The organism is Chitinimonas sp., from assembly GCF_036568685.1.
Classification (GTDB): Bacteria; Pseudomonadota; Gammaproteobacteria; order Burkholderiales; family Chitinimonadaceae; genus Chitinimonas.
The window spans coordinates 1-16,696 of record NZ_DATCSC010000030.1; the positions used below are offsets into that span (position 1 = coordinate 1).

Here is a 16,696-nt window from a genome sequence, read left to right on the forward strand (position 1 = left end):
GTGCAGAGCGAGACCCGCCGCTTTGAGGGCGACCGCGCCGCCGTGCGTGCGCAGACGGTAGCCTGGGCGCTGACCCGCCTGCTCGCCAGCAGCCAGGCCTGAGCGCCACTTGTGGCGTTGAGCGGGTGGCGTTGGGCAGCCGGCTATAGTTGATACAAGAACAAGCAGAACGGATCTCATGACCACGATCGTCGTTGTACGCAAGGGAAACCAGGTCGCCATCGCGGCAGACACCCAGTCCACCTTTGGCGATACCCGGCTGGGCCATCTGCACGATGCCCGCCCGGACAAGATCTTCGAATCGCACCAGAGCCTCTTTGGCATCTGCGGCGCTGCCGCCCACGACCTGGTGCTGCAGGCGGCACTGGCCCGTAACCGTACGCTGGACTTTGGCAGTCGTCCGGCCATCTTCGATAGCTTCCGCAAGCTGCACCCCAAGCTCAAGGAAGACTATTTCCTCAAGACCGAAGAGGAAGAAGACGATCCATACGAGTCGAGCCAGATGACCGTGTTGATCGCCAATGCACACGGCATCTTCGGCATGTACTCGATGCGCGAGGTCTACGAATATCGCCAGTTCTGGGCCATCGGCTCGGGGCGCGACTTTGCCATCGGCGCCATGCGCGCGGTCTATGCCCAGGACGACCTGAGTGCTGCCGACATTGCCCGGATCGGCGTCGAGACCGGCTGCGAGTTCGATGTGAACTCTTCGCTGCCCATGACCGTACGTACCATTGATCTGATCACTACCGAATCCTGAAAGCCCGATCCATGAGCAAAGATATCCTGCAACGCTTCCTGTTCGACGCGGCCCCCGTGCGTGGCGAGGCAGTCCAGCTGGGCGACGCCTGGCAGGCCGTGCTGGCCCGCCGTGAATACCCGCCGGTCCTGCAGCGCATCATCGGCGAACTGATGGCGGCTTCGGTGCTGATGACCGCCATGCTCAAGTTCGACGGCTCGCTGATCATGCAGATGCACGGCAAGGGCCGTATCAAGCTGATCGTGATCGAGTGCGAGTCCGACCTGACCATTCGCGCCACCGCGCGTTGGGACGAAGAAGCCGGTGATGTGCCTGACCTGCCCTTGGCTGAGCTGCTGGGCGAGGGACGCTTCGTGATCACGCTCGATCCGCGTGAAGGCGGCCAGACCTACCAGGGCATCGTCGGCCTTGCCGGCAATAGTGTGGCCGCCATCATCGAGCACTATATGCAGAGCTCCGAGCAGCTCGACACCCGTTTGTGGCTGTCTTGCCGCGATGGCCGTGCCGCCGGCCTGATGCTGCAGAAGCTGCCGGCCGGCCAGGGCGATCCGCACGCCTGGGAGCATCTGACCACGCTGGCCGAGACGGTCACGCCGGACGAACTGAGCTCGCTGCCGCCGCAGGACCTGCTCTACCGCCTGTTCCACCAGGATGCGGTGCGCGTCATGGCCGAAGAACACCCACACTTCGGTTGCCGCTGCTCGCGTGAGAAGGTGGGTAATATGATCAAGATGATAGGCGGCGAGGAGGCTGAGTCCATCCTGGCCGAACGCGGTTCCATCGAGGTCAATTGCGACTTCTGCAACCAGCACTATGAGTTCGATGCGGTCGACGTTGCGCAGCTGTTCGTCACCGATTCCACTGCCAGTGCGGGTGGGACCCGTCACTAAGCGGTACGCGTCTACCAAGACAAAAAGGGAGCTTCCGGGCTCCCTTTTTAGTCTTGGTGTTCCGTCTCAGCCGGCTTTCAACTTCAGACTGGCGATGAGGCCACCGCCATCGGCATTGGTAAGTACCAATTCGCCGCCGTGGCGTTTGGCCACCCGTTCGGCAATCGCCAGGCCCAGACCGCAATGGCCGTGGCCCTGGCGGGCAGGGTCCAGCCGGTGAAAGGCGCGGCGGGCGCTGGCCAGGGCCTCGGGCGGCAGGCCCTGGCCGTGGTCGCGTACCGAGAGCAGCCAGAAGCCGTCGGCGTGCTGGGCGCGCAGCTCCACCGGCGGCTTGCCGTGCGCCAGTGCGTTGTCGATCAGGTTGCACAGGGAACGCAGCAATGCCAACCGGTCTGCCACCAGCACCGGCCCCTCGCTGGTCGAGCCTATGCTGACGGCGGCATGGCCGTAGCGTTCGGCTACTTCGCCCAACAGGATGCCGACATCGATCTCCTCTCGTTCCGCCTCGTCCGCCTCGCCGCGTACATAGGCCAGGAACTGCTCGGTGATGCGCTGGATATCGTCCAGGTCACGCTCGTAGGCGCTGATGTCCACATCGTCCAGCAGCGCCAGTCGCATGCGCAGCCGTGCCAAGGGTGTGCGTAGATCGTGCGATACGCCGGCCAGCAGGGTGCGGCGCTCTTCCTCCAGCGTGGCCAGATTGCTCACCATGCTGTTGAAGCTGCGGGTCAGCCGCACCACCTCGCGCGGGCCCTGCTCGGGCAAGGGTTGCGGGGCCTGGCCCTCGCCTACGGCGGTGTGGGCCGCGGCCAGCCGCCGTAGCGGGCGGTAGATAGGCCAGAGCAGGGCGAGGGTGCCAGCCAGGGCCAGTATCACCATTACCATCACCAGTTGCATCAACCAGCGGTTGTCACTGGCGCCACGGTCAGGCCAGGGGAAGCGCTGGCTGAACCAGACCTGGCGGCCATCCAGGGTGAAATGCAGCCACAACCTGGGGCCGCCCGGCCCGCGCGCATCGGGGCCAAATCCCTCGCGCGGCCGTATGCCACCTCTGTCGCCAGGGCGGGGCGGGGGAGGGCCGAAGTCCTGCGATGGGCGGCCGGCGCCGTCCATCTCGGGTGGCCGAGGGCCTTCGCCGCCTTCCGGGCGCGGCGGCGATGGATGATCGCCACGTGGCCCTTCGTGGTGACCGCTATGCCCCAACCAGGTCTCGCTACCCAGTTTCCTGGACAGCTCCTCGCTGATGGCTTTTTCCATCTCGTTCTGCTGTACCCGCACACCTTCGGGCAGGGTCAGGCTCAGGCTGCCGGTACCCTGGGTCAGCAGCGCCTGGCGCTGTGCCGGCGTCAGCCGCTGGTATTCCGCGCGCTGGGTCTCCACGGCCGCCAGCAGTTGTTCGGCGAACTGTTGGTGCAGTTCGCTGGCGTGGAAGAAGCGGAACAGGCCGAACACCGCAAAGTGGCTGGCGACCAGGGTCACGATCAACACCAGCGCGGTTCGTCCCAGCAGGGTATCCAGCTGGCGCGGCAGGGGCAGCTTCATCGGGCCTCGCCATCCGGCACAAAGACGTAGCCAAAGCCCCATACGGTCTGGATCAAGCGCGGCGTGGCCGGGTCAGGTTCGATCAGCTTGCGCAGGCGCGATACCTGCACATCCATGCTGCGCTCGAACGCTTCCGCCTCACGGCCGCGCGCCAGCTCCACCAGCCGCTCGCGGCTGAGCGGCCGGTGCGGGTGGCGGACCAGCACCGCCAGGAGGCTGAATTCGCCACTGGTCAGCGGTACCGGTGCACCGGCCCGCGTCAGCCGGCGGGTGGAGAGGTCCAGTTCACAGTCGCCAAAGGCCACCACGCCGCCTTCCGGGTCGGGTGCCCCGGCGGGGGCGCGCTGGCTGTGCCGGCGCAGGATGGCTTCGATGCGCGCCAGCAGTTCACGCGGGTTGAAGGGTTTACCCAGGTAATCGTCGGCACCCATCTCCAGGCCGATGATGCGGTCGATCTCGTCGCCACGGGCGGTCAGCATCAGGATGGGCAGATCCTCACCCTGGCCGCGCAGGCGCTGGCAGACCGTGAGGCCGGATTCGCCTGGCAGCATCAGGTCCAGGATCAGGAGGTGGGGGCGTTGACGGTTGATGCGGCGCTCAAGCTGGCTGGCATCGGCCATCACGGTAACCGTGTGGCCGTGCTTTTCCAGGTACTGCTTGATCATGCTGCGCAGCTCGGGGTCGTCGTCTATCAGCAGAAGGTCGTAGCTATTACTCATGGCGGCGAGTGTAAGGGGCCAGGCATTGAAAATCGGTGCTCACCCTGTAAGCGGATGTAACGGTCCGGCAAGATGGATACATCCGCTTACACATATGCCGATGTCACTGACAAAGCAGTTACCGGGGCTGGCTATGGTCGCCAGGGTGCGCGACTTGCGTACATCCTGTTAAGGAGCCCTCATCATGGTTAGCAGCGTTTCAGGGGGCAGTAGCGGCAGCTACTCGCCCTATGCCCGCCCACCGGGGCAACGGCCCGACCCGGCCGCCATGCAGCAAAAGTTGTTCAAGAAGCTCGATGGCGACGGGGATGGCAGTGTCAGTGAAGCCGAGTTCGCCGAACTTGCCAAGAATGCGCCCAAGCTGCCCGACGGCGTAAGCGCGCCCAGCTTCAGCGATTTTGACAGCGACGGCGATGGCAAGCTCACCCAGAGTGAGTTCTCTGAAGGCAGCAAGAAGCTGGAAGAGCAGCTTCATAGCCAGTTCGAGAGCATGCGCGCCCAGGGTGGTCAAGGAATGCAAGGCGCTCAAGGCGCTCCGTCCGGTCCGCCACCTGGCCCGCCGCCTGGCGGCGAGGGGCAGGGCTTGGACAAGGACACCATCAGCAGCCTTGCCCAGAGTACCAGCAGCGCCAACCCGACCGCCTCGGCCAAGCTGACCGACCTGGCGGAGAACTTCGACGCGGCCGATGCCAATCAGGATGGCAAGGTCAGCATTGAAGAACTGCTGGCATACGAAGAAAAGAAACAGGAAAGCGACACCGGCTCGACGTCGACGACGACCGACAGCAAGAAAACGTCGCTGCAGGACAGGCTTCAAGCGCTCGTCGTATCCCTCCTTGGCGATGGACAGGATAGCCAGGGTACCGGGGTGAGCGTCACCGCCTAAGCAGTAAAAACGGGGGCACCGAACGGCATGGCGGCAACGCCATGCCGTTGTTTGTTTCGGGTGCCGGTATCTGACCCAAGTGTAAATATGCTTGTCCCCGGCCGGTCTGCTTTACAGACCCTTACATGCAGGGGCTTGCACGCAATGCTTGGCTTACTTGCGCTGCATAGAGTGCAGTCCATGCGCTGCATGGTGCGGCGAATCGACCGGAGAAGAGAACCATGAAATTCATGCCCAGATTCATGGCCATGACCCTGATCACCGTGATGGCCGGCGCCCAAGCCGCCCAGGCAACTGCCGATACCGATAACCATCGTCCGCCGCAGCCGCCCATGCACGCCATGCATGGCGGCCCCATGGAAGGTGGCTTTATGCACGGCCTGGCCCGTATCAAGGCCGACCTCAAGCTCAGCCCCGATCAGGAAGCGGGCTGGCAGGCTGCCGAAGCCGCCAGCAAGGCCGCTCACGAAGCCATGCGCCAACAGCACGAGGCCGCCCGCGACCAGTTCAAGGCTGAAATGCAGAAGGATATTATCGACCTGGCCAAGCTCGACCAGCTCATGAGCCAGCAGCGTGAACAGGCCCGCAGCCTGCACGAGGCGGCCAAGAGCAAGTGGCTGGCGGTCTATGCCAGCTTGAGTGACGACCAGAAGCGGCTGGTCAGCCAGCGTATCAAAGCCAAGATGGCGCGCTTCGACAAGATGCGCGAGCGCTTCCAGGAGCGCCACAAGGCCAAGCAGGACGCAGCACCGGCCAAGGGCTGATAGCAACACAACATCGCCGGCGTGGCGCATAAAGCAGCAGCGGGTGGGGCCGGGACCCTCACCCGCTGTTTTATTTGCGGAGCCGGCTAAAGCAGGCCCATCAAGCGGCGGGAACCACCCGGCTGACCCGGCCGCGGGTGATCACGCGGATCTTCTGGCCTGGGGCGAAGGCAACGTCTGCCTCCTGCACCACGGCGATGATCTCGCCGTTATCCATCCGCAGCACCAGCTCGATACCATCCTTGCTGTTGAGCTCCTTGCCGATGGCATTGCCGGCCGCACCGCCGGCCGCCGCACCCAGCACGCCGCTGATGACGGCGCCATTGCCCTTGCCGACATTGCCGCCCACCGCCACACCGCCGATCACCGCGCCGATGATCTTGCCGATATCGCTATCGGCCTGGATCTTCACCGGGCGGATCGACTCGACCGTCCCTTCCCGCACCCGCGCCTCGTTCAGCGCTTCGGACGGGTTGTAGACGTTGGCCGAGCGGCTGCTGGCACAGCCGGTCATCACGAGCGACAGACCTGCCAGGCAGGCCAGCAACAGACGGGAGGGGGCTAGGGCGTTCATGGCGTAGTTCCTGGTGAGATGGATAGAACCATGGAGCCATTATCCGCCCGCTGGTTCCATATATGAAACGTCACTATTGACGTAACTGTGCCAAACGCCACGAAGCCAAGTGGTTGAAAAACCGAATGTAATAAAAGGCACTGACGAGCGCAGCGAGGTTCCCCGCCGGCGGGCGGGGCGGAGGGGTAGGGGCTAGATCAGGGGAGAGCCATACTTCAAGTTGCGCAGACGCTTTGCGCTCGGGTTTCCCGAGCGCCTGCATTGAGCGTTCCTCTTCTCCACCGCGTATAAGCAGGCTGGCTCGACGTTCCCCGCCGGCGGGCGGGGCGGAGGGGGGAATTCAATCAAGGGTGAGCCGCGGGTTCAGCCATCACAATTGTTGAGCACCCGGGCTTCCCGGGTGCCTGCACGGAAAACAACCCATGACACTGAGTGTAAACAGCGCAACTCGGCTCATATGACGTGCGATTTCCGACCAGTCGGGCAACAGGTAGAATGCGGGCAGACGACGCGGCTAGGCAGCGCTTTTTAGATCACCCGCAGGGGCAAAAGCCGCGCGAGGGAGATGCATGAAGTTCCTCTTGAGCAACGATGACGGCTATTTTGCCCCCGGGCTGGCTGCGCTGGCTGCTGCCTTGCAGCCGCAGGGCGAAGTCCATGTGGTTGCACCCGAGCGTGACCGAAGTGGCGCCTCCAATTCGCTTACGCTCGATAGGCCGCTCAGCCTCAAGCAGGCGGCGTCGGGTTTTCATTACGTCAATGGCACCCCCACCGACTGCGTCCATCTTGCCGTGACCGGCATGCTGGAAAGCGAACCCGACCTTGTCATCTCCGGCATCAACCACGGCGCCAATATGGGCGACGACACGCTTTATTCCGGTACCGTGGCGGCCGCGACCGAGGGTTTTCTGCTGGGCATCCCCTCCATAGCCATCTCGCTGGCCCGCCATGGCGCGCGCCACTTCGATACCGCCGGGCGGGTGGCGGCCGAGCTGGTGGAGCGCATTGCCCGCCACCCTTTCCGCGGTGCCGTGCTGCTCAACGTCAATGTGCCGGATCTGCCGTATGAAGAGATCAAGGGCTGGCACGTTACCCGGCTGGGCCGGCGGCACAAGGCCGAGCCGGTGATCCGCAGCCAGAACCCGCGAGGCGAGGCCATCTACTGGGTAGGCCCGGTGGGTGCCGCGCAGGATGCTGCCGAAGGCACGGATTTCTGGGCGGTCAGCCAGGGCTATGTCTCCATCACCCCGCTGCAGATTGATCTGACAGCCTATAAGCAACTGGATTTCCTGGCGGAGTGGCTGGCATGAAGCATGTGTTCCCGGGCATAGGCATGACCTCCGCCCGTACCCGTGGCCGCATGGTGGAGCGCTTGCGCCAGCAGGGCATACGTAGCGAGGAAGTGCTTGCCGTCATGGCCAATACCCCGCGCCACATCTTTATTGACGAAGCGCTCTCGCACCGCGCCTACGACGACGTCTCGCTACCTATTGGCCAGGGGCAGACCATCTCCCAACCCTATATCGTGGCCCGTATGGTGGAGCTGGCCATCGGCTCGGCCAACCGCGAACGGGTGCTGGAGGTCGGTACCGGTTGTGGCTACCAGACCGTGGTACTCGCCCAGCTGTTCAAGACCGTCTATTCGGTAGAACGCATTGCACAATTGCTGGACAAGGCACGTATGCGCCTGCGCGATTTGCGTATTAGCAACACCCGCTTGCGCCATGGCGACGGCTTCATCGGTGTCGCCGAGGCTGCGCCGTTCGATGCCATCATCATGGCTGCTGCTCCCACCTACGTGCCAGAGGCCTTGCTAAGCCAATTGGCAATTGGCGGTCGCATGGTTTTCCCTATCGGCAATGTCGATCAGGAACTGCGAATAATCGAACGGACTGCCGACGCTTTTATCGAAACCAAGCTCGAAAAAGTCCGCTTCGTGCCCATGCTGCCAGGCCTTGCCTAGGCTCAACAAAACTGTCATCGTGGCGTTGTAGGCTTCGAGCCACTCGCTACGCACCAATTCCAAATCGAGGGAGTAACGAGTTGAACGTTCGTCGTACCGCCGGTGTTTTGTCTACTTTGCTGTTGGCCGCTTGCGCGACCGAACCGGCTCGTTCCCCTGCACCCATCGTTGACCGCACCCGTTCGGCCAACGCGCCTGCGGCCAAGCCCGCGCCTGTACAAAATACCAACGTCGCCAAAGCTGCCCCCGCGGTCGATGCCCGCGGCAAGAGCTATACCGTCAAGCCCGGCGATACCCTCTACAGCATCGCCCTCGAAAACGGTCTCGACTACAAAGAGATCGCCGCTTGGAACCAGCTGGCCGATGCCAACCTGATCAAGGTCGACCAGGTACTGCGCCTGACCGATCCAGCCGACGACGCCAGCAGCGTGGGCGACAGCTCCGGCGTGGTGATCCGCCCGCTGCGCCCGGATGGCGGCGCACCGGCAGCCTCCACCCCCGTCAAGCCCGACGCCCCGGTGGCGATTGCCACCGTCAGCTACCCCAAGGCCCTCAAGCTCTCTTACAGTACCGATGCCGCCACCGTGGCCCGCCAGGCCGAAGGCCCCACCCAGGGCGCTGCGCAAGCCAAGCCTGCGGAGACCAAGCCGGTAGAGAAGCCCGAGGCCAAGCCGGAAGCCAAACCGGCCGATAACAAACCGCTCAACCCCGCCACCGGCGAAGAAGAAATCGCCTGGTCCTGGCCCACCGTCGGCAAGGTGATCGCACCCTTCTCCGACAGCAGCAAGGGCCTCGACATCGGTGGCAAGCTCGGCCAGCCGGTGCTCGCGGCTGGCGCGGGCAAGATTGTCTATGCCGGTACCGGTCTGCGCGGTTACGGCAAGCTCGTCATCATCAAGCACAACAAGACGTACCTCTCGGCTTACGCCCATAACAATCAGCTGCTGGTGAAAGAAGGAGACAACGTGAGAAAAGGAGACAAAATTGCCGAAATGGGAAATAGCGACGCGGAGCAGATCAAGCTTCACTTTGAAATCCGGCGTTTTGGAAAGCCGGTTGATCCAACCAAATACCTGACGGCGGGGTAGCTCCAAATGAACGACTCCATGGATACCATCGATGACGAGCTGCTAGAAGAAGAACTCCTGGAAGAGGAGGACGAAGAAGCTGTTGAAGAAGGGGAGCCGGAGGCGGAAGGGCAGCAGCAGGAAGAAACGGGCCGCTATGCGGTGGAGTCGACTGGGGACGTTACCCAGATCTACCTCAATGATATCGGGCAGAACCCGCTTCTGACCCCGGATGAGGAACGCCGGCTTGCCCGGCTGGTAGTACAGGGCGATTTCGACGCCCGGCAGAAGATGATCGAGCACAATCTTCGGCTGGTGGTGAACATTGCCAAGCATTACATCAATCGTGGCATGGCCCTGCTCGATCTGATCGAAGAGGGCAATATCGGGCTGATGCATGCGCTGGAGAAGTTCGACCCGGAACGGGGCTTCCGCTTCTCCACCTATGCCACCTGGTGGATACGGCAGAGCATAGAGCGCGCGATCATGAACCAGTCGCGCACCATCCGCCTGCCGGTGCATGTCATCAAGGAACTCAACGTCTACCTGCGCGCACAGCGCCATCTCGAGGCCCAGATCGGCCGCGAGCCCTCGATGGAAGAAATCGCCTACCAGGTCGATAAACCCGTCGAAGAAGTGCGCCGGGTCATGAACCTCAACGAGCGCATGGCCTCGCTCGACGCCCCGCTGGACATCGACCCCATGCTGTCCATCGGCGAATCCATCCCCGACGAGCAACACGAAGGCCCGGAGATGGTGCTGCAGAACGCGGAAGTACAGCGTTATGTGCGCGACTGGCTCAAGCAGCTCAACGACAAGCAGCGCATGGTGATCGAGCGCCGCTACGGTCTGAATGGCTACGACATCTGTACCCTGGAAGACCTGGCGGCCAGCCTGCAGCTCACGCGCGAGCGGGTGCGGCAGATCCAGATCGAAGCGCTGGAAAGCCTGCGCCGCCTATTGCGCCGGCAGGGCGTCTCGCGGGACGTGTTGCTGGGCTAGTAGGGCAGGGCAGTGAAACAAAAAAGCCGGCATATGCCGGCTTTTTTGTTATTGCCCCCGGCTTTCAGGAGCGGGTGACCCGGTCGATCAGGGCATGATCTTGAAAGTACGCATCATGGGCGCGGCCGACTTCAGGCCGAAGTAGGTCTCGAAGATACGGGCGGCTTCGCCGCTGCTTTCCGATTCGGTCAGCGCTTCGTTCACGGCCTTCGCGAGGCGCTTCTCACCCTTGCGGATGCCCACTGCGTAGACTTCCGACGCGATGGGCACATCGGCCACTTCGTAGTCCTGCTTGTTCGGCAGCTTGGCCAGGTTGCCGAGCAGCGTCGGCTCGGGGCCCGATACCGCCTCGCACTTGCCGGCGCGCAGCGCGTTGAAGTCTTCGGTGTAGTCGGCCAGCTCCAGAATGGTCACGCCGGTCGAGACGTTGCGCAGGTAGCCCGCATTGGTCGCACCCTTGGGTACGCACACCGTCATCTTGTCCAGCTGCAGCAGGTCATGGAACTTGCCCTTGCCGGCCAGCAGCTTCTGGGTAGCCACAAAGTAGCCCAGGCTGAAGTCCACCTCGCGCTCGCGCTCCTTGGTCTTGGCAAAGGTCGCCATCACCAGGTCCACGCGGCCGTCCTTCAGGGCCGGGATGCGCTCGGCCGGGTCCAGGGTCTTGAACACAGGCTTGAAGCCCAGCTTCTTGGCCACATGCAGGGCGAATTCCACGTCGTAACCCGTTACGGTACCGCTCTTCTTGTCGAAAAAGCCAAAGGGAGGCGAGCTATCACGCACGCCGATCACGATCTCGCCCTTGGCCTTGATCTTGTCGTAATCGTCAGCCTGGGCGGCCGAGTTGGCCAGCAGTGCCAGCGCGGGCAGCAGATAACGCAGTTTCATCAGTTGTCTCCTTTGTTCAGTGCATATAGAAGGGTAGTCACCATGATCGCTTTTGCATTCAGGCGACATTTTGGGTCGCGGGATTATAAATAAGAACATGATTATATGACATGAGTATTGATTGCATTTTGGCAAAACATTGGCTTGTTCTAGCGCTTGCTAGACAAACGATTGCGCCCTGAATGGATAGGCCCTGCCTGATGCAGTTCGCACCCTCTCTTACGCACTGTGCATAAGTCGTGCAGGCCCGCGCACCGAGGTTTTTTGCTAGAGGCACGCCACCCTCGCTTGCTACAATCGCGGGCTCTGTCATGCCTCACCCCAACCACGGAGTCGTTTGATGCTCACCGTCTACAACACCCTAGCCCGCGAGAAGCAGGTATTCACACCCATCGAACCCGGCCGGGTCCGCATGTATGTGTGCGGCATGACGGTGTACGACCTCTGTCACATCGGGCATGCCCGCATGCTGGGCGCCTTCGACCTCATCTACCGCTGGCTGCACGCCTCCGGCTACGAGGTGAACTACGTCCGCAACATCACCGATATCGACGACAAGATCATCAAGCGTGCGGCCGAGAGCGGCATCACCCCCGAGCAACTGGTCGAGCGCACCATTGCCGACATGCACGCCGATCTGGGCCAGCTTTACCTGCTGCCGCCCACCCATGAACCGCGTGCCACCCAGCACGTCGGCGGCATGATCGCGATGATCGAAAAGCTCATCGCCAAAGGCCGCGCCTACCCGGCCGCCAATGGCGACGTCTACTACGCCGTGCGCGAATTCCCCGGCTACGGCAAGCTCTCCGGCAAGTCGCTGGACGACCTGCAGGCCGGCCAGCGCGTGGACGTGGACCCGCACAAGAAGGACCCGCTGGACTTCGTGCTGTGGAAGGCCGCCAAGCCGGGCGAGCCGCACTGGCACTCGCCCTGGGGCGATGGCCGGCCGGGCTGGCATATTGAATGTTCGGTCATGTCCGAACACCACCTGGGCAGCCATTTCGACATCCACGGCGGTGGCGAGGACCTGCAGTTCCCGCACCACGAGAACGAGATCGCCCAGAGCGAGGGCTGCCACGACCACACCTATGTGAACTACTGGATGCACAACGGCTTCCTGCAGTTCGCCGGTGAGAAGATGTCCAAGTCGCTGGGTAACTTCTTCGCCATCCGCGACGTGCTCAAGCACTTCGACGGCGAAGCCGTGCGCTTCCTGATCGTGCGCGCCCACTACCGCAGCCCGCTCAACTATTCCGAAGACCTGCTGCGCGACGCCAAGGCCAGCCTGGACCGCCTCTACACCGTGCTCAAGAAGACCCCGGCCAGCGAGCGCGTCGCCATAGACTGGACCAGCGACTACGCCAAGCGCTTCAAGACCGCCATGGACGACGACTTCAACACGCCCGATGCCGTGGCCGTGCTGTTCGAGATGGCGAGCGAGATCAACCGCAACGGCTCCAAGGAACTGGCCGGCCAGTTCAAGGCCCTGGCCAACATCCTGGGCCTCTTGCAGCGCGACCCGTCCGACTACCTGCAAGGTGGTCCGGTGGCCGAAGGCGAGATCACGCCCGAACAGATCGAGGCGCAGATCGTGGCCCGCCTGGAAGCCCGCAAGGCCAAGAACTTTGCCGAGTCCGACCGCATCCGCGACGCGCTGCTCAAGCAAGGCGTGGTGCTGGAAGACGGCCCGCAAGGCACGACCTGGCGCCGCCAGTAAGCACGGCATCAACAGAATAAGCCGCCCTAGGGCGGCTTTTTTATCGGCCGTGTCCGCTGGCGGCGCTTCCAGCCTCGCCGTTGGGCGGGAAGCCTGCAGACACCCCAGCGCTTCGCCAGCCGTCATCTACCTTGATGGTATTCACCCCGCCGCAGAAGAATATTCCGCTGTCCGCCGCCATGAGCGGTGGCAGCAAGGCGGCGTTGTCATACCGTCAACGGAGGAGACACATGAGCTATCACCTGGAAGGTCGTCTGCTGGAGGTTTGCAACTGCAAGGTCCTGTGCCCCTGCTGGATAGGCGAAGACCCCGACAATGGCACCTGCGACACCATCGTCGCCTGGCGCATAGACAAGGGGACCATTGATGGCGTCGACGTAAGCGGCAATACCATCGCTGCCGTCGCCCATGTGCCGGGCAACATCCTCGAAGGCAACTGGACCGCCGCCATCTTTATCGACGACAAAGCCTCCAAGGCGCAGGAAGAAGCCCTGCTCAAGGTCTACACCGGCCAGGCCGGCGGCCCGGTGGCCGACTTGGCCAAGCTGATCGGCACCGTGGTCTCGGTCGAGCGGGCGCCGATCAAATTCACCGTCGTGTCGGGCAAAGGCACGCTGGAGATCGGCACGGACTACTACGCCGAGCTCGAGCCCTACCTGGGCGCCACCGGTGGCCAGACCACACTGTCCGATACCGTCTTCTCGACCGTACCCGGCGCACCGGTCTTTGTCGGCAAGGCCCCGACCTACCGCTCCAAGAACGCCGCCCTGGGCATCAACCTGAATATCAAGAACCACAACGCCCTGCAGAGCATCTTCGTCTTCGACGCATGAGCTCGACGGTAGGCTTGCCTCTGTCCGCTGCATCGCGGCACCGCCGCGTCTTCCTGCCCATCCTGGTCGCGCTCATCGCGCTGGCCTGGGCGGCGCTGTGGGCGTGGACGCGCAGCCCCTATGGGCGCTACCTGGAGCACGGCGACTGGACCGTATCGGGCCCGGCCGCCTTTCTGTGCCGCGTGCTCCCGGCCGGCAATCTGCTCGTGCCGCTGCTGCTCTACACCGTGGCCTGGATACTGATGACGGCGGCCATGATGCTGCCCACCACCTTGCCGCTGTTCAGCACCTTCGACCGGCTGACGGCTGATCGACCGGACCGCACCCGCCTGCTCACCTTGCTGCTGCTCGGCTATATGGCGGTCTGGGGCGGCTTCGGCCTCTTGGCCCACGCCCTGCATGGCGGGCTGCTGTCCCTCATCGCCCGCGTGCCCAGCCTCGCCTGGCACGGCTGGGCCATCGGCGCCGCCATCATCGCCCTGGCCGGGGCCTTCCAGTTCAGCAAGCTCAAGTACCAGTGCCTGGAGAAGTGCCGCACCCCCTTGAGCTTTGTCATGGAGCACTGGCGCGGCCGCGCGCAGGCCTCGCAAGCCTTTGCGCTGGGCGTGCAGCACGGCCTCTTCTGCGTAGGCTGCTGCTGGGCGCTCATGCTGCTGATGTTCGCCCTGGGCATGGGCAACCTGGGCTGGATGCTGCTGCTCGCCGGCGTCATGGCGGTGGAGAAGAACCTGCCCTGGGGAAAGCGCCTGAGCGCACCGCTGGGTATAGGGCTGCTCGCTTGGTCGGCCACCCTGGTGGCCATCCATGTCTGAGCAGCCCACCAGCCTGCCCACCTCGCAGACCATCCTCCTCACCACCGCGGCCATGCTCGCCTTCGCGGCCAATTCGGTGCTGTGTCGCATCGCCTTGCAACAACAGCATATCGACCCGGCCAGCTTCGGCAGCGTCCGGCTGGTGTCCGGTGCCCTCATGCTCGCGCTCATCATCCGGCTCCGGCCAGGTGCCGCCGCCCCGCGCCATGCAGACTGGCTGGCCGCCAGCATGCTGCTCGCCTACGTGGTCTTCTTCTCCTACGCCTACCTCAGCCTCTCGGCCGGTACCGGCGCGCTTATCCTGTTCGGCGCTGTCCAGCTCACCATGTTCAGCGCCGGCCTGCGCGGCGGCGAGCGCTTCGGCCTCCTTGCATCGCTGGGCCTCGCCCTGGCCTTCGGGGGGCTGATCTATCTGGTATCCCCCGGCATCACCGCGCCACCCTTGCGCGGTGCGGTATCCATGGCCATCGCCGGCATGGCCTGGGGCGTCTACTCGCTGCGCGGCCGCGGCATTGCCGACCCGCTGGCCGCCACCTCCGGCAATTTCGCCCGCGCCGCGCCGCTCGCGCTGGGGGTGAGCTTGCTGTTTCTCGACCAAGCCCACACAGACCACGCCGGCCTCGCCCTGGCCATCGCCTCCGGCGCGCTCACCTCCGGCATAGGCTACGTCATCTGGTATGCCGCCCTGCGCCAGCTCACCGCCATGCGCGCTGCCACGGTGCAACTGTCGGTGCCGCCGATTGCGGCCTTTGGTGGGGTGGTGTTTTTGGCGGAGGCGATCACGCCGCGGTTGGCGATTGCTTCGGTGGCGATACTGGGGGGGATTGCGATGGTGTTGTTTGCTAGGGCGCGAAAGCCGCAGGCTTAGATTGTTTGCGCGAGGTGGGAAGCGAGATTAACCGCAATCGCTCGATGTGCTTGGCGCAAACGCGCGGTCGCTGTGTGCCGTATTACTGACCACTTTTCAGCCAAAGCTGCCATTGGCGAGTCTGGACGGATGTGACTACTAAATGGCGGCGAGCAGACTTAGGGCGCAAAGCGTCAGGCTACGTCCGGTTTCGCGGCGGTCGAACGCGTGCTATTGACCTGCACCCCGCGTTTAGTACGGTAACGATGTAGAGTCCGTTCCATCAAAGGGAACGGCAATGAAGAAGCGATTCACGGAAGAGCAGATCATCGGTGTCCTAAAGGAAGGCGAAGCAGGCATGAAGCCTGCAGAGCTGTGTCGCAAGTACGGCATATCCGAGGCAACCTGGTACAACTGGAAGGCCAAGTACGCCGGGATGACGGTCGCGGAGGCACAACGGTTAAAGGACCTGGAGCAGGAAAACAATCGCCTCAAGCGACTGCTGGCCGATTCTATGCTCGATAACGCGGCCTTGAAGGACTTGCTTGGTCGAAAGTGGTGAGCCCACAGGCGCGGCGAGAAGCGGTTTCCATCCTCATGTCTGAACGCGCGATGGGAATCACCCGTGCTTGTGGGCTGGTTGGCATTTCCCGTTCGCTGTACCGCTACCAATCCGCTCGCCCGGATGACAGTCCGCTGCGCGCCAAACTGGTTGAATTGGCCGGACAGAAGCGTCGCTATGGTTACCGGCGGCTACATGTGCTGCTACAGCGTGATGGATGGTCGATCAATCATAAGCGTATCTGGCGGTTGTATAAGGCGGAAGGGCTCAGCGTCAGGCGACGCAAGCGTAAACGCATTGCCGGCGTCGAGCGGATGCCCAAAGTCCAAGCAAGTGGACCGAACCATAGCTGGTCCATGGACTTCGTCAGCGATGGATTGGCATATGGTCGTCGATTCCGCAGCCTGAACATCGTGGACGACTACACGCGGGAGTGCTTGGCCATTGAGGTGGATACGTCCTTGCCTGGCCTACGTGTAGTGCAGGTATTGGAACGATTGCGGGAGATGCGAGGCTTGCCCGTTGCTATCACGATCGACAACGGTCCGGAGTTTGCGGGCCGAGCCTTGGATGCTTGGGCTTATCGAACGGGCGTGATCCTATCCTTTATCCGGCCAGGCAAACCGGTGGAGAATGCGTACATCGAAAGTTTCAATGGCAAATTCCGGGATGAATGCCTGAACGAGCACTGGTTTATGTCGATGCGCCATGCGCGTGAATTGATCGAAGCATGGCGCGTCGAATACAACACCGAGCGACCACATAGTTCGCTGGGTTACCTGACCCCGACACAGTTCGCAGAGGCTTGCAAACGGGAGCGGGATTTAACAACGGACTCTAAAAGTGGTTCGTACTAAAGATGGGGGCAGGTCA

At 63.0% G+C, this 16,696-nt stretch carries 17 protein-coding genes; 13 read left to right on the forward strand and 4 right to left on the reverse strand.

Features of this window, described 5'->3' with window-relative positions:
* Positions 1–178 precede the first annotated feature (178 nt).
* Complete coding sequence (locus VIM95_RS04950) at positions 179–760, forward strand: MFS transporter (RefSeq protein WP_331983630.1); 582 nt, start codon at positions 179–181, stop codon at positions 758–760.
* An 11-nt stretch (positions 761–771) separates the two neighbouring features.
* Complete coding sequence (gene hslO / locus VIM95_RS04955; RefSeq protein WP_331983632.1) at positions 772–1,650, forward strand: Hsp33 family molecular chaperone HslO; 879 nt, start codon at positions 772–774, stop codon at positions 1,648–1,650.
* Positions 1,651–1,716: 66 nt separating this feature from the next.
* Here the strand turns inward: hslO and VIM95_RS04960 are convergent, their stop codons facing one another.
* Positions 1,717–3,192 (reverse strand): ATP-binding protein, encoded by a 1,476-nt coding sequence (locus VIM95_RS04960; RefSeq protein ID WP_331983634.1) that lies wholly within the window; start codon positions 3,190–3,192, stop codon positions 1,717–1,719.
* Positions 3,189–3,911: a two-component system response regulator OmpR gene (gene ompR / locus VIM95_RS04965; protein WP_331983636.1), complete on the reverse strand. Its 723-nt coding sequence runs from the start codon at positions 3,909–3,911 to the stop codon at positions 3,189–3,191. Before ompR ends, VIM95_RS04960 begins: the two co-directional genes overlap by 4 nt.
* 280 nt (positions 3,912–4,191) lie before the next feature.
* Between ompR and VIM95_RS04970 the strand changes: the two genes are divergently transcribed.
* Together VIM95_RS04970 and VIM95_RS04975 are read left to right on the forward strand one after the other, a co-directional pair.
* A complete protein-coding gene (locus VIM95_RS04970; RefSeq protein ID WP_331983638.1) occupies positions 4,192–4,797 on the forward strand; it encodes an EF-hand domain-containing protein in 606 nt (201 codons plus the stop codon).
* 221 nt (positions 4,798–5,018) lie between these two features.
* Positions 5,019–5,561: a periplasmic heavy metal sensor gene (locus VIM95_RS04975; RefSeq protein ID WP_331983640.1), complete on the forward strand. Its 543-nt coding sequence runs from the start codon at positions 5,019–5,021 to the stop codon at positions 5,559–5,561.
* 100 nt (positions 5,562–5,661) lie between these two features.
* Here VIM95_RS04975 and VIM95_RS04980 read toward each other — a convergent pair whose 3' ends face one another.
* Positions 5,662–6,135: a hypothetical protein gene (locus VIM95_RS04980; protein ID WP_331983642.1), complete on the reverse strand. Its 474-nt coding sequence runs from the start codon at positions 6,133–6,135 to the stop codon at positions 5,662–5,664.
* 569 nt (positions 6,136–6,704) lie between these two features.
* Between VIM95_RS04980 and surE the strand changes: the two genes are divergently transcribed.
* From surE to rpoS, 4 genes are all read left to right on the forward strand, one after another.
* Positions 6,705–7,445 carry a 5'/3'-nucleotidase SurE gene (gene surE / locus VIM95_RS04985; protein ID WP_331983644.1) on the forward strand — a complete coding sequence of 247 codons (741 nt, stop codon included), beginning with the start codon at positions 6,705–6,707 and terminating at the stop codon, positions 7,443–7,445.
* Positions 7,442–8,098 (forward strand): protein-L-isoaspartate(D-aspartate) O-methyltransferase, encoded by a 657-nt coding sequence (locus VIM95_RS04990; protein WP_331983646.1) that lies wholly within the window; start codon positions 7,442–7,444, stop codon positions 8,096–8,098. The genes surE and VIM95_RS04990 overlap by 4 nt, the downstream gene beginning before the upstream one ends.
* A gap of 80 nt (positions 8,099–8,178) precedes the next feature.
* Positions 8,179–9,186 (forward strand): peptidoglycan DD-metalloendopeptidase family protein, encoded by a 1,008-nt coding sequence (locus VIM95_RS04995; protein ID WP_331983648.1) that lies wholly within the window; start codon positions 8,179–8,181, stop codon positions 9,184–9,186.
* 6 nt (positions 9,187–9,192) lie between these two features.
* Positions 9,193–10,167 (forward strand): RNA polymerase sigma factor RpoS, encoded by a 975-nt coding sequence (gene rpoS, locus VIM95_RS05000; RefSeq protein ID WP_422653322.1) that lies wholly within the window; start codon positions 9,193–9,195, stop codon positions 10,165–10,167.
* A gap of 87 nt (positions 10,168–10,254) precedes the next feature.
* Here rpoS and VIM95_RS05005 read toward each other — a convergent pair whose 3' ends face one another.
* On the reverse strand, positions 10,255–11,052 hold the full coding sequence (locus tag VIM95_RS05005) for a transporter substrate-binding domain-containing protein (protein ID WP_331983652.1): 798 nt from the start codon (positions 11,050–11,052) through the stop codon (positions 10,255–10,257).
* A 340-nt stretch (positions 11,053–11,392) separates the two neighbouring features.
* Here VIM95_RS05005 and cysS point away from each other — a divergent pair, with 340 nt between their 5' ends.
* The 5 genes from cysS (at position 11,393) to VIM95_RS05030 (ending at position 16,680) form a co-directional block, all read left to right on the forward strand.
* The gene (gene cysS, locus VIM95_RS05010; RefSeq protein ID WP_331983654.1) at positions 11,393–12,769 is read left to right on the forward strand and encodes a cysteine--tRNA ligase; all 1,377 of its coding nucleotides are present in this window, start codon (positions 11,393–11,395) and stop codon (positions 12,767–12,769) included.
* Between the two features lie 230 nt (positions 12,770–12,999).
* Positions 13,000–13,602, forward strand: coding sequence for a DUF1326 domain-containing protein (locus VIM95_RS05015; protein ID WP_331983656.1), 603 nt, complete (start codon positions 13,000–13,002; stop codon positions 13,600–13,602).
* A gap of 14 nt (positions 13,603–13,616) precedes the next feature.
* Entirely contained in the window at positions 13,617–14,414 is a 798-nt protein-coding gene (locus tag VIM95_RS05020; RefSeq protein WP_331983658.1) for a DUF2182 domain-containing protein, read from the forward strand.
* Complete coding sequence (locus VIM95_RS05025; protein ID WP_331983660.1) at positions 14,407–15,282, forward strand: DMT family transporter; 876 nt, start codon at positions 14,407–14,409, stop codon at positions 15,280–15,282. Before VIM95_RS05020 ends, VIM95_RS05025 begins: the two co-directional genes overlap by 8 nt.
* A 277-nt stretch (positions 15,283–15,559) precedes the next feature.
* A protein-coding gene (locus VIM95_RS05030) for an IS3 family transposase (RefSeq protein ID WP_331983662.1) occupies positions 15,560–16,680 on the forward strand; the annotation gives its coding sequence in 2 pieces (ribosomal slippage) (positions 15,560–15,818 and positions 15,818–16,680; 1,122 coding nt in all).
* Positions 16,681–16,696: the final 16 nt, after the last annotated feature.